The following is an 18,731-nucleotide window of genomic DNA, read 5'->3' on the forward strand; positions in this document are numbered from 1 at the left end:
AATCAAAGTGTGGAATCATACTTCAGCGCAGCAAGCAACTTCTTAGGCGCTCTTGTTAAGTAAGCCTCTTGCATAACACCCACCAGCTCATCCCATCTTGCATCACGATCCAGCCTAACCCCAATCCAGCCAAGATGACCGACATAGGCAGGCCTAAAATAAATGTCTGGATTCGATTCAATGAGCTGAGCTTGCATGTCCGGATGCGCAGCGCACCATAAAGCGAGCTTCCCATCATTATGATGGTTTACGCGATATTGCAGAAACGATTTTTTCTCGTTCACAAAAAAAGAAGGCGCACCATGGCTTATTCGATCGCTAGTGCCTGGGAAGGACAAACATAATGCTCTTATTCGATCAAATAATTCGCCATATGAATGATCCATTTCATCTTGCTCCACGTCACTGTACCTCCAACCGTTTTAGCATCTTGGATATATTTTACCATATCGTCAGTTGAACTGAGCAAAATAATTCTCGAAGCGCAGCGTACAGCAAAAAAGACAAAGAAATGAATTCTTTGTCTTAACGCTTTACTCTCATCTATTAGCATTTATTAAAAATCAAAGTTATCCGGGTCCGGTCCTTCTCGAAGATTTTCATTCAGTCCGCTGATCCGCTCCATATCCTCTGGTGACAGTTCAAAATCAACCAAGGCATTTCTACACCGTTATGCAAAGTTGTTGTTGCTTGTAAATGATTCATTATGTTATTTCCTCCAATTATAATTTGTTCTGTATGATTAATTCGTTATGATTAATTCGGTATGATTAATTCGTTATAAATAATTAGATGCTTTTTGTGGATCCTTGCGCTCTAAAGTCATGCTCCAGCCCGTCAAGATGACAGCTGCAACAACCATGATTCCTCCGAACCAAGAGGTGTGGATCAGACCGATCGAATCTGTAACGACTCCGCCTGAATAGGCGCCAATTGCAATGCCGGCATTAAATGCGGCTATATTGAGTGCGGATGCTACATCCACACCGCCGGGCATAAAGTGTTCGGCAAGCGTAACGACATAAACCTGTAGACCCGCCACATTCATGAAGTGGAACAATCCCATCTACCCTAATGCCGTAATAAGAAAGATGAGCAATAAGACCTGTAAACATGATGGCAATTGCGCTTGATCGCCGATTCGGCGGTACGACGTCAGCTGCTATCGTTGAGCCAATCGACATAAATACACCATGCGACAACGCTGAAATGATTCTAGTGATAAGAAGAATCTCAACCGATGAAGCAGTTGCCGCAATCGTGTTTCCCCATAATAAAAATGACCATTATCCAAAGCAACAACGCTTTTCGCGGTATTTTCGACGTTAAAGAAGTCAGGATCGGTGCTCCAAAAGATTGTTCTTGGGGAGAAAATCATATCGTAAAGGTATATGGCAACAAGCTTGAAATGCTGGAAGAGAGTATCCTCAATAAATAACAAAAAGAAGCATTTCCGATTGCCTGATTTGCAATCTGGAAATTCTTCTTTTGTATAGCTATCTTATTCCGGCACATAAGTATAGCCAGGATATCGCACAACTGGCCATTTTTCTTTGCGCAGCTCGTCCAGCAGCTCCGGTCCGACATGCAAATTATCCGCAACCAGCGCGCGCGGCGTCAAAGCCATCCATTGGTTCAAAGACACATCGACAAACCGGTCGCTCTTGAACATTTCCAAAAACCATAACGACTGATCACCCGTATTTTGAATGTAGTGTCCATTAGCGCCCGGATAAACTGTTTTAGGCAACGAATCAGGCAATCGTCCCGAGAGGACTCCCAGCCGATGGTCTCCCCTATCATTTTGATTCTTGTCCGCATGCGGACATACTTTCCACATTCCTCTATTGAAGTTCTTCATGCACATGTCTATAATTCTACCATTTGGAAATACTATTCTTAAATCGTATTTGCGGCGCTGCTACATATGATTTAAACAACGAGTCGACTCGATTATTAAGTTTGCACTCGAAGCAAAATTAATAATTTAGCTGAAAACCGACGGGTTTTCGGCTATTTGTGCTGAATTTCTAGGAAAATAAGTGAGAAGCAAGACGAAAACACTGTTACGATAAATGGTATTCACTATGTAAAAGCCGCTTGCGAATTCGAGTTGCGCTAAGCAACTTTTTATTTAGTACAATTTGGCCTCAGCTAGAACAATATCTAGCTGATCGTAGTCATTAAAACCATTAAACTTAATTTCTAACTTTAAAATTCCGCTTAAATCCAAATTTACTTCTTTTGCTAAATCGCCCCCAACCAGTACAACTCAGTACCATCACCGATGATCGTTACTCGACCAAGAGCCTTAGCATTCTTAGTGTAGTCATCTATTCCAATTAATGCAGAAAACCTTTTATAATTCCCGTTCAAATTGTAAGAAATTTCTCCAGAGGATTCTCCGTATAAGATAATTCCCATGCCATTCAAATATTTAGTTCCAGCAATATGAAAGTTATACCCGGCAGGCGCTGCCCATTGTTTAAAATATAGGTACTCTGTCGCTCTCCTCTCAGCTCTAGCATATTCTATATCGGAGAGATATTTGAAGTTCCCTTCTTTTTTCCCAATCCAGATCGTTTTATTCTTACCTTACGCAACTTTTATCTGCATTCGAACGTCTATATTATGGTAGAAATTCCAAGTTTGTGTTTTAGAATGCTGGGAGGTGTGATTAGGCAAGCTAAAATGTACTCTCTATATATTCTGATTACTAAATTAAAAAGGAGCTCTATAATGAAAAGTAAAATTCTTACTCTAATCGCAATAATGTCAATCGTCACCACCTTATTAATGGGGAGTTCTGCTTTAGCCAATAACACTAATGAGGAAAGCAAAGCAAATACCGTTTCTGAAGAAAGCTCAGTAAATACAGTCGCAGAAGAAAATCCAGACAATGACGTTTTAGTCGCAGATGAAGCAAAAGAATTAGAATTTAGGGAAAAATTTGGACTTGAAACAAATCAAGATATTGTTAAAGATAAAATCAAAAAATATAAGAGTGGTAAATATGGCGTTCATCTGTCACCTGATGAAGAATTGGAAATAGATAAAAGGTTTGAATTTCAAGAGACAACGATTCCAAAAATAAAACAAAAGCTTGATGAAAAAACGAATGGTGATTATATAATCTATATTGATCAGGCCAATGGAGGAATAGTTAATATTGGTTTAAAAAATACTGATATTGATTTAAAAGATATTAAAGCATTGTTTTCGGATGAGAAAAAACTAAAAGTAATGAAAGCGAAAAAATCGAATAAAGATTTAGATGAAATCCACGATCAGATATGGAACTCAAGAGATAGTCTTGAAAGTACGGGGATTACCATAAATGAAGTCTCTTCAGACGTTATAAACCAAAAAATTAGAGTCGGTATAATAGATCTTACGGAAGAGAAAGTAAAACAATTATTTGAAAAGTATGGAGATGTAATTGAAGTAACGGAAGCTATTTCAGCAAGAGATGATGCTAATCGTGCTTCTACTTGGAACCCAATGCAGGCCGGGGCGAAAATTTCCTACTCTAATGGAGGAACAAATTACCGTTGTTCTGTAGGATTTATGGTTTCAGATGGGACAAATAAATACGTTGTTACAGCCGGTCATTGTCGCCCAGCAATATCGACATATTTCTATCAAGGTACAACTAGTCTTGGACAAATGCCTTTCAAAAATCAGAGTGGGAATTCCGACGCTGGTATAATAGGTGGGGGTCCTTCAAGTGTGACCTATCAAGGAGGAAAAATCTATAATGATGGCGTTACTAATGGACGATATACAATAACGCAAAATGCAAGTGAAGATGTTGTCGGAGAAGGCGTCTGTATGTCAGGAGCTTCAACTGATACTAACACCGTTAGCTGTGGAAATATAACATCTACAAATATATCGGTTACTGTAGGTGGCTACTCTTTTACTAAGCTAAGATCAGCGGACTACACTAGTAATGGGGGTGATAGTGGAGGTATAGTTTATAATGGTAATAAGTTAAAAGGAGTTAACAAAGGGACTCTAAGTAATGGCGATGCAATGTATTCTCATTTACAGTATGTCTTAACGGATCTATCAAATGCAGCGGGTCAACCAATAAACATACTTTTTTAGTCTCGTATATGAGGCATCAAATACAAATGTGAAATAATATTATCTACTATTTATGAAGCTACAAATAACATGCTCTTGCTAATTCAGCAAGGCTAAACATGTTATTTGTAGCTTCATGGTTGTAAAAGGAGTGTTATAATGTATAAACAATTCGGATTTTTAATTTTGATGATTGTTACTATAGTTTTTACTAACGGATGTGCCAAGAAAGAACTGGATTTTATAGGGTATATATTTACAAAAGATGATAATAGAACTGTTATAGTGGGAACGAAAGATCAAGAACCTCCTCTAGTTCTTATCAAAGACGGAAAGAGTAAATTGGAAATTGGTAGTAAAGTGGAAGTGCGTTACAAAGAAGATGCGGTAGAAAGTACGTTTCCCTCTAATGCTCCCGCTACACTTTCAGAAATCGATGTCCCTAAACCAGAAAAGACAATTTTGAAACTTTTATTTGAAGATATGTTTGAGAAAAATGGGAATAATTATTACCCGGCCATTTTGAAAATAGAGGAAAAACCAGATGAATGGGTTGTTACAACAAAAGAATTTTACTCTCGAAATGAAGGAGATATATCCAAAAAAGTAACTTATATGATTTCTAAGGACAACCTAAAAATTACAGTTTCTTAGTGCAACATTGAATATGACAGTATGAGTTTCATTAAAATAGAAAAACCTCAAAAAGAGAGTAAATTGCCACTCTATAAAAACTATCTGATTAGAATGTCTTATAAAATTCTTTACGACGATCACTTCGGCACCGGCTCACGTGGTAGCAGATACTTTCCAGATCATCGTTAACGCAGTAAATGCAGTTTGACCGATTCTTTCTTACCTGGCATTCATCAGCTCAAATTACATCTGTGTTTCATATTGAGCCTGGGCTAGTATCTCCTGAATGACTTTTATCGGATTCGTGAAGTCGGAACTCCTTAGCATACGGGAATTCCGGCTTTTTCTTCTTATTTCCTTAGCGTACGTTTTTCGCGTTTTGTTGGCGATACTCCTGTAAAAGGTAGTTATAACTGTAAATCACGAAAGAATACGAACCACACCAATACGGCAGTTAGACCGATAAAGCCGTTTTCAACAATTTTCCCCTTCCATGTTCCGGTACTCATGAGATTAAGCTTTAGGCGCCACTCAAATGGGGGCAACGGCTGAATGCCTCGATTAGTCACTGAATCTGCTAACAAGTGAAGCAGGTAAGATAGACCACCTGCTATCCATATTGCAGAATCGTACTGATGAGTCGAGAAAAATAAAATCAAAATCCAACCGACTAATCCATAAAGCGTATGCGTCAGTCCACGGTGTGGCAGCAGCGCGCATACGATCAACAAGCAACCGATAAGATAGCTCCACGGTATAAGGGAATGACCGAGCGCGATCAGAATCATAACGACGTTACGAAGGGATCGGGTTGGCATGAAAGAAACTAGCCCAACCAGCACGGCAAGCAGAATATTCCATGGAGCAAATGCTTGACCCAGGAATAAGATCACGGCGCCGAGGCCAAGAAGCGTGATCTGAAATAACTGGATGAAGCGCTTTGGGATCGCTCGGGATACAAGCAGAGAATTAGGCTCGTCAATATCCGGCAGAAGCGCGCTGACAGCAGTTACGGCGGCAACCGGAAGCGAAATCTTATAGTCTGCCATACCGAGAATGGAAAGTGTGATGCCAGTGCTAATAATCAGGTGGGATTTTCCCATCATGTCGACCATTCCTTTCTAAACAGGCAATATATGGATCATGTCTTGCAGGGTACCAGAATACTTGCACTTCGGCAGGCTTTTAATCACCATTTTTCCATATCGCTTCGTTCGGATTCGATTGTCCAGAATAATGACAGCTCCTTGACAATGAATAGAACGGTTGAGACGGCCGAATCCTTGTTTCAACTTGATCATCATTTTAGGAAACATGAAGTCAAAAAAACTGCTCCGTTTGGCCTTCTCAATCAATTCAAGCTGTGCTTGAATAAGTGGTTCATTAGGCATCGGAAACGGCAGCTTTGGAATGACAAGCGTTGTAAGTGCATCACCGGCGACATCTACCCCTGTCCAAAAGCTGGAGCAGCCAAATACGATAGTTCGTGAATCCGATTTGAGTTGGTGAATGATCTTCTCCCGGTCACAACCAGAATACTGCGTAAGCAAGCAATAACCGTAGTCGATACAATGCTGTTGGAATTTCTTGGCGACCTGGTTCATGGTATCGAAACTCGTGAACAGCACATCCCCAGCTCTATAATCAAACGTTCGCGCAACCCCGTTTCCGGCAAATACGGTCATTCGGCCTTGACCAGCGAGATAATACTGCCACTCATCGTTATTGGGATGCCAGTGGAGCTTCCTCATTCCTACCGGCTCGATCTCTACTAAAGCAGCAGCGACCGTTTTGGAAATCGGAAAGTTGGTGGAGTCCACAATTCTTACATTGCCGCCTGGCGTTTTGATTGGAGGCTGCGCCAGCAACTGATGCGTAAAGCTTAACGGGACCGTGCCGTATGGGGATTGCACCCGCTGGCTCTCCAATGAGCCGGGAACCTCATCTTGGAAAATATAAACCTGACCGGGCGGAATATCGCTGAAAGCATCCTCGGTACGCCAAAATTGGCAGAAAGCACTTCCTTTGGCGTATGCGCAAACCAATCCGAAATCGATAAGGTATTCAAATCAGAAAAGCTGCCGTCATCAAAGACAAGCAAAAACTCGCAGCCTCCCTCCAGGCCCTGAATCGAATCGACGGAGGTAATGCGCGCTTTGCCGAGCAGCATATACGCCCATTCTGCCTGCTGATGCCAATGCAGCTCACGAACGCCCCCAGCCGTCAACTTCATGTTAACGCCAGCTAGCGTAGTTGCAATGGGCAAATCACGGACGGTAACCTCGCGCGACCATCCTCCCTGATTTAACTGCATATGTGCATCTGAGAAGGAGAACTTCATATTAGGCAGCAAGCCTGCGTCCGTTACAGGCGGCACAAACATATTCGGATTCTCTTTATCGCGCATTATATCTCGAGGTCCCAGGTCAACGCCGCCTGCACCATCACTTTTTCTAATAGGCTGCGGAACATGACTGTAGCTGTATGGGCTCCGATGCGAATGGTCCATTAGTCTCCTCCTCTTAGATCAGATAAGGTAACAATAGCTTTCATAACCTATACAGTTTATGATTGAGAAATGTGCAATATACTGCTATTCCCCCTCTTTGGAATGAAGCCTACAATCGCATCTGCAACTATTGGGAGAAACCAGTCGTCAGGATAAAAAAACATTGTAAGGTATGCAAACACCCGTTCAAGGGGATATTGCAACGAGGGAGGAATAAGTAATGATCAAGATAATAGTTGCCATTCTCTCACTTTTAATCCTGTGTGCCAGCTGCAGCAAGCCGAATGCTGCAATTAATCCAGCTCCATCACAAGCGCCTATAAGTAGTCCAAGCCTACAGCCATCTACCGTGCCAACGGCTGATCCAACGGCTGAACCAACTCCCGAACCAACAGAAACTATTGATCCCATCAAAGAGCAAATTGCCAGAATGACGCTGGATGACAAAATTGGCCAAATGGTGCTGGTCGGTTTAGATGGCACTTCTATGCGAAAAAATGCCAAAAAAATGATCGACCAATATCGAATAGGCGGATTTATTTTATATAAAGATAATATAACGAGCGCAGCACAAACGTTAAAGTTTCTCAATCAATTGAAGGCAGCCAATCAAGCGAATTCCGCTCCTCTTTGGCTTAGTATTGATCAGGAAGGCGGCAAAGTCAGTCGAATGCCTGCTGAGTTTGCCAAGCTTCCTCCAGCAGCAGATATCGGACGAGCAGACGATCTTGCATACACGAAGCTAATAGGCGAAGCGCTTGGAGAAGAAGTGTCTGCTCTTGGCTTTAATATGGATTTTGCACCTGTCCTCGACATCAACAGCAATCCAAAAAATCCGGTTATCGGCAACCGATCCTTTGGCGCTGACACAGGTACTGTCATAGAACATGGACTTGAAACGATGAAAGCGATACAGTCCAAGCAAGTTGCCGCAGTCGTCAAGCATTTTCCGGGCCATGGCGATACATCGGTTGATTCTCATCTCGATCTGCCTGTCGTGAACAAAACCTTGGAAGAGCTTGAGGCATTTGAGCTGCTTCCCTTCGTTAAAGCCATTGAACAGAAGGCCGATGCCATTATGGTAGCTCACTTATTGATCCCAAAAATCGACGAGAAGTATCCGGCCTCCATTTCCAAGAGGATTATTAAAGAGCTGCTGCGCGAGGATTTGGGCTACGATGGCGTCGTTATCACGGATGATATGACCATGGGCGGCATTACAGATCATTTCAATGTCGGCGAAGCTGCTGTCAGATCGATTCAAGCCGGCAGCGACATTATTCTTGTCGGACATGATAATGGGATTCAAGTATCCGTACTCAAGGCGCTCAAACAAAGCGCGCGGGATGGCGAAATTACGAGGGAGATGCTCGATCGGAGCGTATATCGTATTTTAAAGCTAAAAGCAAAGTATGAGATAACCGACACCGCCGTGCGAAGCATAGATGTTAAAGCGGTGAACAAACAAATTAAAGACGCATTAGAAGCGGGGAAATAAGCTCTTGTTCATTGTCATAATTGCGATAAATAAAAAAGTTCCATTAATCGTAAATGGAACTTTTTCCTCTAATTTGTTATAACAATCTCTCCCTCGTTTCTTGGTTCTATCCATTAAGGAAGGTTGTTAGAATTTCTTCCGTTATAGTAAAAGCTGCATTTGCATCAAAACGTTGGCTTCTTATCTTAAGGCGCTTTCGCAATTCATCAGGGTTTACTTTCAGATAAATAAGTCTCCATTTACCTCCAGAGATTTCAATAAGCTGTTTAAATTCATCTCTTTCAGAGCGTTGCCAGAAACTAGAGTCAACCACAACCTGTTTTTTATCTTGTATTAACTTTATTAATTTATTGCGTAATCTTATATGCGCTTCATCCAAATATTCTCTGTATTTTTCAATTGGATAGTCAATTCCATAGCGGCCATTTGTTGACCATACTTCTTCATCGATAGAAAGACGTACGAAACCTTCCTTTTCCATATTTTGAGAGAAGGTTGTCTTTCCCGATCCAGCTATTCCACACATTAATACGACTAAAGGAGAATCAATATCTCTTTCTCGATCAATCAAATAATCAATGCTCGACTTTTCAAACATATTTATCCCTCCAATCTAAAAACCTCAGCTATTCTTCTTATGTACCTGCACGACTTGTATAGACTTTTTCGAAAAATATTTTTTTTGAAATCATCACCTCATCATTAGAATCATCTAGATTAATTTTAGAAATTAACTTGTAAACACGGGTCGTTTATCTTCGGTTTATTCTTAACCGAACAAGTATACAAGCCATTTCATTCTCTTCACATACATTACTAATAAACTGGTAGATTGGAGTGTTGGAGATGAGAAATTTCAAGAAGCGGAAGTGTGGTCTCACCATTAATTTCATTTTTATCCGAAAAAACGTACGTATTGAACAAAGAGCGGAGGGCGGAGGACAGATCAACCGCAATGTGGGGGCGAATTCGAATCAAGGCGGTCAGACGGCCGTTCGCGGAAGAACGAAAAATAAATTTTCCCAGTTTGCCAACGGCAACGGGAGAAGCGGAATCGCCGGGAAGAAGAACGATGAGCAAGGCGGTCAAAGCGCGATCAAAGTCAATAAGAAGATCATCAGGAAAAAATTCGGCAGACGTAGATAAATCAAAACGTCAAAGATCACGAAATCACACCTCTTGCTTCTATATGCAGGAGGTTTTTTCACTATACGTTAACGTCGAGTTGAATTCGCTCCATCAGTGAGCTTGTTTTTCACTCGCACGCACGCCTACGATTTCTGCATAAATAGAGCAAAAGGACAGCGATAATCCACTGTCCTTTTGCTTAGATATTATTCCAATCAGCTGCTTACATGCCCAAAATATGAAAACCGGCGTCGACATGCAGCACTTCTCCCGTAATGCCTCTAGACAATTGGCTCAGAAGGAACATCGTCGCATCTCCCACTTCATCTTGGTCAATATTGCGGCGAAGCGGCGCTCTTTCCTCAAGCGTGGACATAATATCGTTAAATCCCGATACGCCTTTGGCAGCGAGTGTGCGAATCGGTCCAGCTGAAACCGCGTTGACACGAATGCCGTATTTCCCCAAATCCTCGGCTAAATACATCACGCTTGCTTCCAGCGCAGCCTTGGCTACGCCCATTACATTATAGTTTTTCACAACGCGTTCTGCGCCAATATACGTTTGAGTCACGATACTGCCGCCTTCCGTCATCAGCCGCTTCGCTTCGCGCGCAACCGCCACCAAGGAATAGGAGCTTGAGTTCTGTGCAAGCAGATACCCTTCTCTCGTCGTATCGACATATTCACCCTGCAGCTCATCCTTATCGGCAAAAGCAACCGAATGGACCAAACCGTGAATAACTCCCGATTTTTGCTCAATTTCTTTAAAGGCTTCTATTACACTGCTATCATCCAGCACATCACAGGATACCGCCTGCAGCGCTTCTATTTGATGCTGCTCCAATAGCTTCTTCAGCTTCTCCAAAGATCTTTCCTTGCGATAAGTGAAAATAAGCTTAGCTCCTTGGTTATGCAGTGACTTCGCCACTCCCCATGCGATGCTGCGCTCATTTGCTACTCCCATTACGACGATTACTTTGTTTTGCATTAAGTTAGACATGCTGCTCCTCCTAGTTGGTTCATCCGTCATTAGAATCGTATATGTTTAACCTGCGTTAATACGCGGTCATACGCTTTTTTCAAAATACCTCCGCTCTTCTATGCAATTCATGCGCAGTTTGCGTCTTTCCTGCACCAAAAGCGCCATTAATCCATATGATCATGATCGTCACCTCGATGCCAATCTCATATCACTGTTCTATACTAACGATAACTTTTAACATATTCAACTTCTATTTCTTATTCTATGTCATTCTGGACTGATATCGCCTCTATTCCAATTGTCTCGCATAAACAATGTAATCCGTCATGACAGGCTCTTCTCCAGCTTGTCTGAGCAATGTTGCGATTTGCCCGCGGTGATAACTGCCGTGCAGGGAAACTTGGGTTAAAATATCGAATATCGATGTATGAAACACAATCCCCTTGCTATTTGGATAAGTGATTATTTTAGCAAAATCAGCTTCTTTTAGCTTTTCAAATAAATTTTGATAGCCAACAATATTTTGCTTCATTACCTGCTCGCACTCCTCAAGGGAATACTCAGGCCATATCGAAAACACCAAAGCATCCTCTCCGTTGATCCGGGCAAGCCACACCTGCTCCGCAGCTAGAACATGGCCAAACAAGCGCAGTTGCTTCTCCTCAGGTCCGTTGCCTTTCTGAAAAACATCAAAAATTTGTTGGTTTGCCCAAGCTGCATGTTTAAAGGTTTTGAGCGTCGAAGCCGTATTAGGTTGATCAATTGAGATGATATGGAGCGGGATACGCGCGAGCGAGGAGAATGTAATCTCAACATGCTGATCTGGTACTAATTGCTCCAAAATGTCCGGAACAACAATTCTAATTCGCTTGACCTTTCCATCCTCCCTTAGGAAGTAGATGATATTTTTATGCTTGCTGACCAGCTTAGCTTGGATGTTAAACCGATTTTTAGTAACAACATCTATAATCAAAATAATTAAAAGAGTAAGCAGAATTAGCCCTGAAAGAAAGAATAAGAAACCTAGAGACTCGGAGCCATCTTTCTCATATATGTTCACAAACTGGATAATGGCATTTATAACGAAGAACGAACTCGACATCATCATCAAGCCAAATGTTTTTGAAGGTTGCAGATTCATCATCAATACCCCTTTTCAACTCACACTATTCTACTTTAATGTCATGGAGTTTTAGCCAGTTGAGTAAATGATTTCGGTTCAGCTTTTTGTCTTCCCCTTTAAAATCAAACCGAATATATCGTTCCAACCACTTCTTTTTAGACGTTGCAAGCTCTATGTAGAACGTATTGATCGAAGCTTTCGTCACATCTTGGGCTGATAAGGAAACACCGTCAATGATTAAGCGGCTTTCTTCAATAATGAGCTTGCGGTGCTTTAGCATGCTTTTCAGCATCAATATTGCAATAATGACCATAAATACGATCACGCCTATTTGAAACTTATTTTTCCACTCGCCAAAGTCAAAAGCCTCAGTCGCGAAAGCTGATCCAATATAAGTCAAAGTGAAGATGGCAACATAATGGGCAGCCGAGTAAGGCAGCTTTATCGAAAATGCAGCTTGGTCGTATGTTTGATCCAACATTTATCCCTCCCATTCTTCTTGGTTTAGCATTTTGAATTCAATTACTCTTGCAGCCGCTTCTCATAGCAAACACTGCTCTCGCTATCTACATAAATGCCAAATCTATCGATTGGTGTATAACCATGCTTTCTATAAAAGCTGAGCGCCTCCGGCTGCTCTCTCCCTGCTTCGAGCTTGATGCTGCGAAAATGCATGGACTTCGCCTTCTCCTCAAGCTCGAACAATATCTGCTGCGCAATACCTCTATTGCGGTAGCCTTCAGCAACGAAGAACCTCTTCAGCTCCGTCGCTTCATCATCTAGCGGCCGAATCGCACCGCAGCCAGCAGGTATTCCATCGCAATAAGCAACGATGAATACAATCTCTTTAACCTTTTCATCCGTAAAATCCAGTCCAAAAATCTCTTCAGCGGGGTAACGCTTCAGCAGATCTTCATCGAGCTGGCGAATCAGCATCTGTAAATCCTCGTTCTCAGGCGAAACTACGGTTAAAGTAACATTTTGCATATCAAATACTCCTCTTATTGTGTTAGTCGATTATTAATTTGAATACATGAGGTCTGTCCGATGGAGAAATGAAGCACTTAACAGGAAAAACTCCCGTTATTTTCAATATAAATGTTACAGAATTTCATTTAACTGGAATTTCTCCTGTTAATCCGGTAAGTATCCCGTGAATTCACCTATTTCCTATAAATTAAAGGGAGAAATTCCAGCTAATTCATGTAAAAGCGAGCATTTGGCGAAATTAGCAGGAGTTTTTCCTGTTAATGCTAATCTTCCTGCTTGCATGAGTCGAATGGAGAGTTGAAGGGGCAGGAAAGTCCCAAGGCACCCGTAAGAATCATATGGAACCCATTATTCACCCATTAGACACCCATAAGGCACAGATATGGTACACGTTAGGTACCAATTTGGCACAATATGGCACCAATAAGGCATCCATAAGGCACATGTTAGGCACACTCCACTACCCTCCATTGCCACTTAACTTACGCCACACCTCTACAATCAGCATGCCTAACGCTGACGATATCCCAATTAAGGCTCAATGGAGACTAGTGTCGGTCTTTCCCACTTACGATGCTCATACGTGATCCAATATTGTTTATTTACTTCAATTAACTTAAAAATGCCTTTTGGTATTTGTACGGTTTCACGGATCCCACTCATGTTCTCAACGACGATTTCATCCGCACTTACTTCGATTATTTTCACCTGAGCAATGGTTTGAGTCGTAAAATGGTTCCATCGAAATAACACTAGCAGCAGGATGATCAATACCACGCTTAGTAGTATTCTTTTCTGTTTGTTCATATAAAACTAAAACCTCCAAAATACCTTTTCTCTATACGCGATACTAACAATCACTCCCTATTTCGTATCATGCAGCATCTCCTTGATCAATTCAATGCTCTTCGCCGCTCGATTATTCAAAGATTTTTTATCTTTGATTTGGAAGTCATACAGCTCATGACCAGGATCGATGATTAGCGGCTTAGAAATAATGTCCTCTAATAGGAGCGCAGTCACTTTATAAGCATTGTGCAGCTGCTCGGTCGAGCATTTATCTTTAACCAGCTTAAGTATCGCTACAATATGCTCGGCATACATCAGCTTGACGATGCTATCCGACGACATGAGATGTCTAGAAGTAAAAGCAATCACATTGTCCAGTATACGGCTGTCGGGGAAGTTTTTGGCGATTGATAATAGCAGAGTAACGGCATCCCAGTTCCTTATGGACAGCTCAGCAGTATATTTTGCAATCGATTCCTCAAGCCATTCGGATTCGGTTTCCTTTGTCACCTCATACGTTTTATATTCTTCATACTTCCCATCACGGTGCATCTGGAAGTAACTCCCGAAATAAGCGTTAAACAGCTCTTTTGCTCTTTGTTCTTGTGGATCCAACTTATCGCCGCCCTTGGTCTGCAAATATTATGTGGTTAATGCTGCTTCGAATCTGTTGCACAGATGGTGAATCTCATCCAATCTTGCCAGCTGATTCATCCATCCTTCTGGAAATGCGCCTGTGCCATAATAGGGACCAGCCAGCGCATCTCCGTCACAAAGCCCTCTCGCGTACTTTAGTCATCGTATTGATAACCTCCATTTTAGCGTAGAATCGCCTATCGCTCCTTCCAGTATAACAACGCTAGTATCATTTGGAAACATCATCCAACCCCAATTAGCGAAACTTAAGGTTCGCTTACCGCCAGCGGCGTGATTGCAAGAAAAGGCCTTGCGCCTATATCTAGGCGCAAAGCCTCCACTTGCTTCAAACAAAACGTTTATTAGATTTGAATGCCGACAGCAGCGAACTCGCTCTTAAACCTCGCAATCAACGATTGCTTCTCTGCTCCGTCCAAAAAGGCTGCATGTACGCCGTTCATCACGATTGTCACGATCTCATTCAGCGTAATGCCGCAATGGTCCATCAGCAGCTCATATTCTTTCTGAATCGTCGTACCTGTGACCGTCATATTGTCCGTATTGACCGTAACGAGAATGCCTTGCTCCAAATAACGGCGCAGCGGATAAGCATCCCATCCTGAAACTGCCTTCGTCTGAATGTTGCTGAGCGGACACATTTCTAGCGGAATTTGCCGTTCCTTCACAAGCGCCACAACCTCGGGGTCCTCCAGCATTCGTACGCCATGGCCGATTCGGACGGCGCCGAGAGAGGTTATCGCCTCGCGAACATTTTCCGCGCCTGCGGCCTCGCCCGCATGAATGGTGACCGGCAAGCCTAGCTGCTGAGCCCCTTCGAACAGCTGTCGGAACAGCTTAGCCGGGAACGATGCTTCATCACCGGCCAGATCGACGGCGACGACCCCTTTTTTATAAAAACGTGCCGCTTCTTCGATAACTTCCTTATTCCATTCATAGGAATGGCTTCTCAAACAAATTATGATGGCTCTCGCTACCGTACCGAAGGCTTGCTCGCCGCGCTTCAAGCCCTCTACAACATGATGAATGACCTCATGGTTGGATAGCCCTTGCAGTCGATGCAGCTGAGGCGCGAATCTAACCTCAATATATCTCACCTTCTCCTTCGCGGCTTGTTCAACCAACTCGAACGCAACACGCTCTAAAGCTTCACCCGTCTGCAAATAAGGAAGCACGAAGCTGAATTTACTTAAATATTCCTTTAAGCTCTCGCATTGCTCTCCCACTCGCATTTGATTCAGCAGATCGGCATCCGAGCCTGCTTCCAGCGGCAAGCCTTGCTCCTGTGCTAGCTCCTTCAACGTTTCAGGCTTTACGCTTCCGTCTAAATGCACATGCAAATCGATCTTTGGCAGCTGCGATAATAACGCCTTACCTGCTGCCGATTGTTCATTTGTTAACGTCATCGCAGGCTCCCCCTTCATAGTACCTAATCATTCACATCCCAAAAAGCTTGTATACCTCTCACGCAGCACGGCACGATTGCTAGCTTCCGCGATAAGTGCTATACCCGCCAGGCGCCACTAGGAGCGGGACATGATAGTGTTCCTTCGCATCGCGAACTTGGAACCGAATCGGTATCCATTCGAAGATGCTCCCCTCAATGGCTGACAAATGGGCCGTTCGCCGAAAAAAATCGCCAGCTGCGAATATAAGCTCATAGATGCCCGGCTCCATATCGTCACCGTCAAGCAAGGGGTGATCGACTCGCCCGTCCTCATTCGTCTTATACGCACCGATCAGCTTAGGTGCTTGCAGTCCTTCCGAATTTCCAGCAGCCAATCCAGCTGCCTCCCCCAAATACCAGAGCTCGATCGCTATCCCGATAACCGGCTTCCCGCCCGCAAGATCAAGAACATGCGTCGTGATCCGTCCGCTCATGATGCTCCGTCCCTTCATCGAGATCAGCCCTCGTGAGCGTAAAGCCTTGGAAGCCATAAGGAGGACGCGGCTCCGTATAGACGCCGGCTGCTGCAGCATGATCCGGCTCCACAACAGTCTCCCATGTGCGATTATTGGATTCGAAGCGAACCTCTGCAAGCTGCGGATACCTCGTTAAAATGCTTTTCCCGATTCGGTAAATCAAATATTGGATCGACGGCGATTTCTCCGAATGAAACTGCGTATGGGCAATATCATGAATTTGCTCGGAAGGAACATACCCGCCGCGCTCGCTATCGAAAGCATCCTCTGCATGCTCATATGTCCAAAAAATATCAAGGAAAATAAATAAAGGCCGATCATAGCTTTCAGGCAACGTCGTATATTCATCGTGAACGAAGCCATAGAAGGAGCTGCCGCTAACTTTAATAAGCTGAATATGCGACAATGCGCTTTCCTGCTCTGCAAGCGCTGCGCCGTCCGTCGCACGAATCCATTTCAGGGCAGCGCTGGCATGCTCATTATGCGATCTTCGAAAGACGAGCTGGCTATCGCTCCAATCGCTTCCTTCCGCAACGGTTACCGAGCTGAACGGCAGCCGATCAGCGCGAATCTCAATGGCGTCAATGTGCGGATAACGCTCAAGAAACTTTTGGCTGATGAAGGCTAACAGCCCTTCCGTCGTGCTTCCCTCATAATTTGCCGTTTGGCGCAAAATGAAATTTTTCATAGAGTCGGTAGCTACGACCTGCGTATTGTCGCCTTCCGTGAAGGAGGTTAGCAGCACCTCGCTGCTTACCGAGAAGGTTATGTTATGCGCGAAAATTACGTTGCTATCTCCCGTGAAGCGCGATTCAGGAATTGATTTAACCGAGAGCGGGGCTGCGTATGTTCGATAGCTGAGCACATCCCCTTTTCCATAATAAAGCGTTCGACCACTGCGTAATTTTAACATGACAATCGTCCCTTCTCTACTCTATGATGAGATCTTTTAAACGAAAACCGGATATCTTTTCAATTTCAAGCAGCGCCTGCTCTGCTTCATCGCTTGCCGAGTTCCCTATTCGAGCTTCCATCGCTTCCCATATATCCTCCTTCTTCTTCCCTCTCACCGCCAAAATAAAAGGAAAGCCAAAGGTTTTCAGATAAGTCTGATTCAAGCCGTAGAAGCGGTCATATTCCTCGGTCGTTAATTGGTCCAGTCCAGCTCCTTGCTGCTCCTGCGCGGAATAGTCGGCAACCGCAAGCCGCGTTCCGAGATCGGGATGAGCACGGAATAAGTCAACAATCGTCTCTACTCTGGACTCCCGCACCACATTGATCATGGCTGCATGCAGAGCTTCAACCGAAGCGAATGGACGAGCTCCATAAGCCGAAGCGGCGATCCAAGTGGAATGCTCAAAAATCTCGCCCAAGAGCTCTACGAATTGCTCAAGGCTGCTTTCATTTATTTGTTCAATCGTTATCTTCATTTCCAATACCCCTCATGAACCGCGATCGCCGCATCCTCAACCTCTGGGAAAGGACCGATTACTTGAATGGGCTTGCGGCCCTGCGCAAATACGATGCGGCAAGGCAAATCCAACGTCGGATTTTGTTCATCGTCACCCGTTAACTGCGCTAGACGCTTCTCCGAAATGCCATAGACGACCGTGCCAACGTTGCCCCAATAAATAGCACCAGCACACATCGCGCAAGGCTCAGCCGTCGTATAGAGCTTAAAATGCCATAGCTCATCTCTGCTGTATCGTTTGGAGGCTGCCTCCATTAGCGTTCTTTCCGCATGCCCGGTGCAGTTGGATTCCGTAATCTCAATGTTCCCTTGCTCGAGCACGATTTCGCCTTCTGGGTTCACGAGAATAGCGCCGAACGGTGTATTCCCAGACTCCCTCGCCTTCCGCGACACTTCGATGCTGCGCAATAAATAGAATAAATGCTTATCCGTGTTTGTCATGTCGCTTGACGTCTCCCTTCAATCGCTCGTTTAACCGCTCGCCAAATGCCACCATACCCCGTGCACCTGCATATATTGCCGGACAATGCCTCAGCTATTTCATCATCGGAAGGATCTGGTTGTTCATCGAGCAGCGCTTTGACGGATATAATCATCCCAGGTGTGCAATAGCCGCATTGAAAGCCGCCCTCCTCCAGAAAGGCTTGCTGAATCGGATCGATACCGCTGGGAGCAACGCCCTCTATCGTCGTAATTTCAGATCCTGCGCATTGATAAGCCATCGTCAAGCATGAATTGACCGCCTTGCCATCGATCAGCACCATACATGCGCCGCACCGTCCGATATCACAAGAGCGCTTCGTTCCGGTGAGCACCAGATCATCCCTGAGTATCGTCAGCAAGCGGGTTGAAGGCGCTGCCTCAATCGTTTTCTCTCCTCCATTAATGAAGCATTGCAGTTCAAATTTCGTTCCAGACTGCGCAGCCTTATCAATCATT

The 18,731-nt window shown here is 43.8% G+C and carries 21 protein-coding genes and 5 pseudogenes; 4 read left to right on the top strand and 22 right to left on the bottom strand.

The annotated features are described in order from the left end of the window. Window positions 1-2: 2 nt before the first annotated feature. The 5 genes and pseudogenes from AC1TPC_RS02855 to AC1TPC_RS02875 all read right to left on the bottom strand — a co-directional run bounded on the left by AC1TPC_RS02855 (window position 3) and on the right by AC1TPC_RS02875 (window position 2,580). Window positions 3-401 (bottom strand): MmcQ/YjbR family DNA-binding protein, encoded by a 399-nt coding sequence (locus tag AC1TPC_RS02855; protein WP_482065372.1) that lies wholly within the window; start codon window positions 399-401, stop codon window positions 3-5. A gap of 155 nt (window positions 402-556) precedes the next feature. Further along, a pseudogene (locus AC1TPC_RS02860) lies at window positions 557-655 on the bottom strand (aldo/keto reductase); the annotation flags it as partial. Window positions 656-778: 123 nt separating this feature from the next. Beyond that, window positions 779-1,356: pseudogene (locus AC1TPC_RS02865) on the bottom strand (MFS transporter); the annotation flags it as partial. 145 nt (window positions 1,357-1,501) lie between these two features. Continuing rightward, window positions 1,502-1,732, bottom strand: a pseudogene (locus AC1TPC_RS02870) (oxalate decarboxylase); the annotation flags it as partial. 515 nt (window positions 1,733-2,247) lie between these two features. Further along, entirely contained in the window at window positions 2,248-2,580 is a 333-nt protein-coding gene (locus AC1TPC_RS02875; protein ID WP_482065650.1) for an NPCBM/NEW2 domain-containing protein, read from the bottom strand. Window positions 2,581-2,739: 159 nt separating this feature from the next. On the opposite strand from AC1TPC_RS02875, the gene AC1TPC_RS02880 reads away from it, so the two are divergent. Beyond that, window positions 2,740-4,110, top strand: coding sequence for a S1 family peptidase (locus tag AC1TPC_RS02880; RefSeq protein ID WP_482065373.1), 1,371 nt, complete (start codon window positions 2,740-2,742; stop codon window positions 4,108-4,110). Between the two features lie 138 nt (window positions 4,111-4,248). Next, window positions 4,249-4,743: a hypothetical protein gene (locus AC1TPC_RS02885; RefSeq protein WP_482065374.1), complete on the top strand. Its 495-nt coding sequence runs from the start codon at window positions 4,249-4,251 to the stop codon at window positions 4,741-4,743. A gap of 389 nt (window positions 4,744-5,132) precedes the next feature. On the opposite strand, the gene AC1TPC_RS02890 is transcribed toward AC1TPC_RS02885, so the two are convergent. The 3 genes and pseudogenes from AC1TPC_RS02890 to AC1TPC_RS02900 form a co-directional block, all read right to left on the bottom strand. Then, entirely contained in the window at window positions 5,133-5,831 is a 699-nt protein-coding gene (locus tag AC1TPC_RS02890; RefSeq protein WP_482065375.1) for a metal-dependent hydrolase, read from the bottom strand. 15 nt (window positions 5,832-5,846) lie between these two features. Continuing rightward, the gene (locus tag AC1TPC_RS02895) at window positions 5,847-6,329 is read right to left on the bottom strand and encodes a helicase C-terminal domain-containing protein (protein WP_482065651.1); all 483 of its coding nucleotides are present in this window, start codon (window positions 6,327-6,329) and stop codon (window positions 5,847-5,849) included. 6 nt (window positions 6,330-6,335) lie between these two features. Next, window positions 6,336-7,234: pseudogene (locus tag AC1TPC_RS02900) on the bottom strand (cupin domain-containing protein); the annotation flags it as partial. 220 nt (window positions 7,235-7,454) lie between these two features. Between AC1TPC_RS02900 and nagZ the strand changes: the two are divergent. Next, the gene (gene nagZ, locus AC1TPC_RS02905) at window positions 7,455-8,732 is read left to right on the top strand and encodes a beta-N-acetylhexosaminidase (RefSeq protein ID WP_482065376.1); all 1,278 of its coding nucleotides are present in this window, start codon (window positions 7,455-7,457) and stop codon (window positions 8,730-8,732) included. A gap of 106 nt (window positions 8,733-8,838) precedes the next feature. Here nagZ and AC1TPC_RS02910 read toward each other — a convergent pair whose 3' ends face one another. Continuing rightward, the gene (locus tag AC1TPC_RS02910) at window positions 8,839-9,330 is read right to left on the bottom strand and encodes a P-loop nucleotide/nucleoside kinase family protein (RefSeq protein ID WP_482065377.1); all 492 of its coding nucleotides are present in this window, start codon (window positions 9,328-9,330) and stop codon (window positions 8,839-8,841) included. 248 nt (window positions 9,331-9,578) lie between these two features. Between AC1TPC_RS02910 and AC1TPC_RS02915 the strand changes: the two genes are divergently transcribed. Continuing rightward, window positions 9,579-9,878, top strand: coding sequence for a hypothetical protein (locus tag AC1TPC_RS02915; protein WP_482065378.1), 300 nt, complete (start codon window positions 9,579-9,581; stop codon window positions 9,876-9,878). Window positions 9,879-10,083: 205 nt separating this feature from the next. Here AC1TPC_RS02915 and fabI read toward each other — a convergent pair whose 3' ends face one another. The 13 genes and pseudogenes from fabI to AC1TPC_RS02980 all read right to left on the bottom strand — a co-directional run bounded on the left by fabI (window position 10,084) and on the right by AC1TPC_RS02980 (window position 18,730). Then, window positions 10,084-10,860: an enoyl-ACP reductase FabI gene (fabI, locus tag AC1TPC_RS02920; protein ID WP_482065379.1), complete on the bottom strand. Its 777-nt coding sequence runs from the start codon at window positions 10,858-10,860 to the stop codon at window positions 10,084-10,086. A 94-nt stretch (window positions 10,861-10,954) separates the two neighbouring features. Continuing rightward, window positions 10,955-11,023, bottom strand: a pseudogene (locus tag AC1TPC_RS02925) (tunicamycin resistance protein); the annotation flags it as partial. Between the two features lie 108 nt (window positions 11,024-11,131). Beyond that, entirely contained in the window at window positions 11,132-11,986 is an 855-nt protein-coding gene (locus AC1TPC_RS02930) for a DinB family protein (protein ID WP_482065380.1), read from the bottom strand. A gap of 22 nt (window positions 11,987-12,008) precedes the next feature. Further along, window positions 12,009-12,446, bottom strand: coding sequence for a hypothetical protein (locus tag AC1TPC_RS02935; protein ID WP_482065381.1), 438 nt, complete (start codon window positions 12,444-12,446; stop codon window positions 12,009-12,011). A gap of 41 nt (window positions 12,447-12,487) precedes the next feature. Continuing rightward, entirely contained in the window at window positions 12,488-12,952 is a 465-nt protein-coding gene (locus AC1TPC_RS02940) for a GNAT family N-acetyltransferase (protein WP_482065382.1), read from the bottom strand. A 534-nt stretch (window positions 12,953-13,486) separates the two neighbouring features. After that, window positions 13,487-13,762: a hypothetical protein gene (locus AC1TPC_RS02945; RefSeq protein WP_482065383.1), complete on the bottom strand. Its 276-nt coding sequence runs from the start codon at window positions 13,760-13,762 to the stop codon at window positions 13,487-13,489. Between the two features lie 57 nt (window positions 13,763-13,819). Then, window positions 13,820-14,359 (bottom strand): hypothetical protein, encoded by a 540-nt coding sequence (locus AC1TPC_RS02950; RefSeq protein ID WP_482065384.1) that lies wholly within the window; start codon window positions 14,357-14,359, stop codon window positions 13,820-13,822. A gap of 383 nt (window positions 14,360-14,742) precedes the next feature. Further along, window positions 14,743-15,804: an adenosine deaminase gene (add, locus tag AC1TPC_RS02955; RefSeq protein ID WP_482065385.1), complete on the bottom strand. Its 1,062-nt coding sequence runs from the start codon at window positions 15,802-15,804 to the stop codon at window positions 14,743-14,745. 79 nt (window positions 15,805-15,883) lie between these two features. Further along, complete coding sequence (gene uraH / locus AC1TPC_RS02960; protein ID WP_482065386.1) at window positions 15,884-16,279, bottom strand: hydroxyisourate hydrolase; 396 nt, start codon at window positions 16,277-16,279, stop codon at window positions 15,884-15,886. Then, complete coding sequence (pucL, locus tag AC1TPC_RS02965; protein WP_482065387.1) at window positions 16,248-17,234, bottom strand: factor-independent urate hydroxylase; 987 nt, start codon at window positions 17,232-17,234, stop codon at window positions 16,248-16,250. Before pucL ends, uraH begins: the two co-directional genes overlap by 32 nt. Window positions 17,235-17,250: 16 nt before the next feature. Continuing rightward, entirely contained in the window at window positions 17,251-17,751 is a 501-nt protein-coding gene (uraD, locus tag AC1TPC_RS02970) for a 2-oxo-4-hydroxy-4-carboxy-5-ureidoimidazoline decarboxylase (protein ID WP_482065388.1), read from the bottom strand. Then, entirely contained in the window at window positions 17,748-18,233 is a 486-nt protein-coding gene (locus tag AC1TPC_RS02975; RefSeq protein ID WP_482065389.1) for a nucleoside deaminase, read from the bottom strand. The genes uraD and AC1TPC_RS02975 overlap by 4 nt, the downstream gene beginning before the upstream one ends. After that, window positions 18,230-18,730, bottom strand: coding sequence for a (2Fe-2S)-binding protein (locus AC1TPC_RS02980; RefSeq protein ID WP_482065390.1), 501 nt, complete (start codon window positions 18,728-18,730; stop codon window positions 18,230-18,232). The genes AC1TPC_RS02975 and AC1TPC_RS02980 overlap by 4 nt, the downstream gene beginning before the upstream one ends. Window position 18,731 lies beyond the last annotated feature (1 nt).

The organism is Paenibacillus sp. Y280, assembly GCF_056786335.1.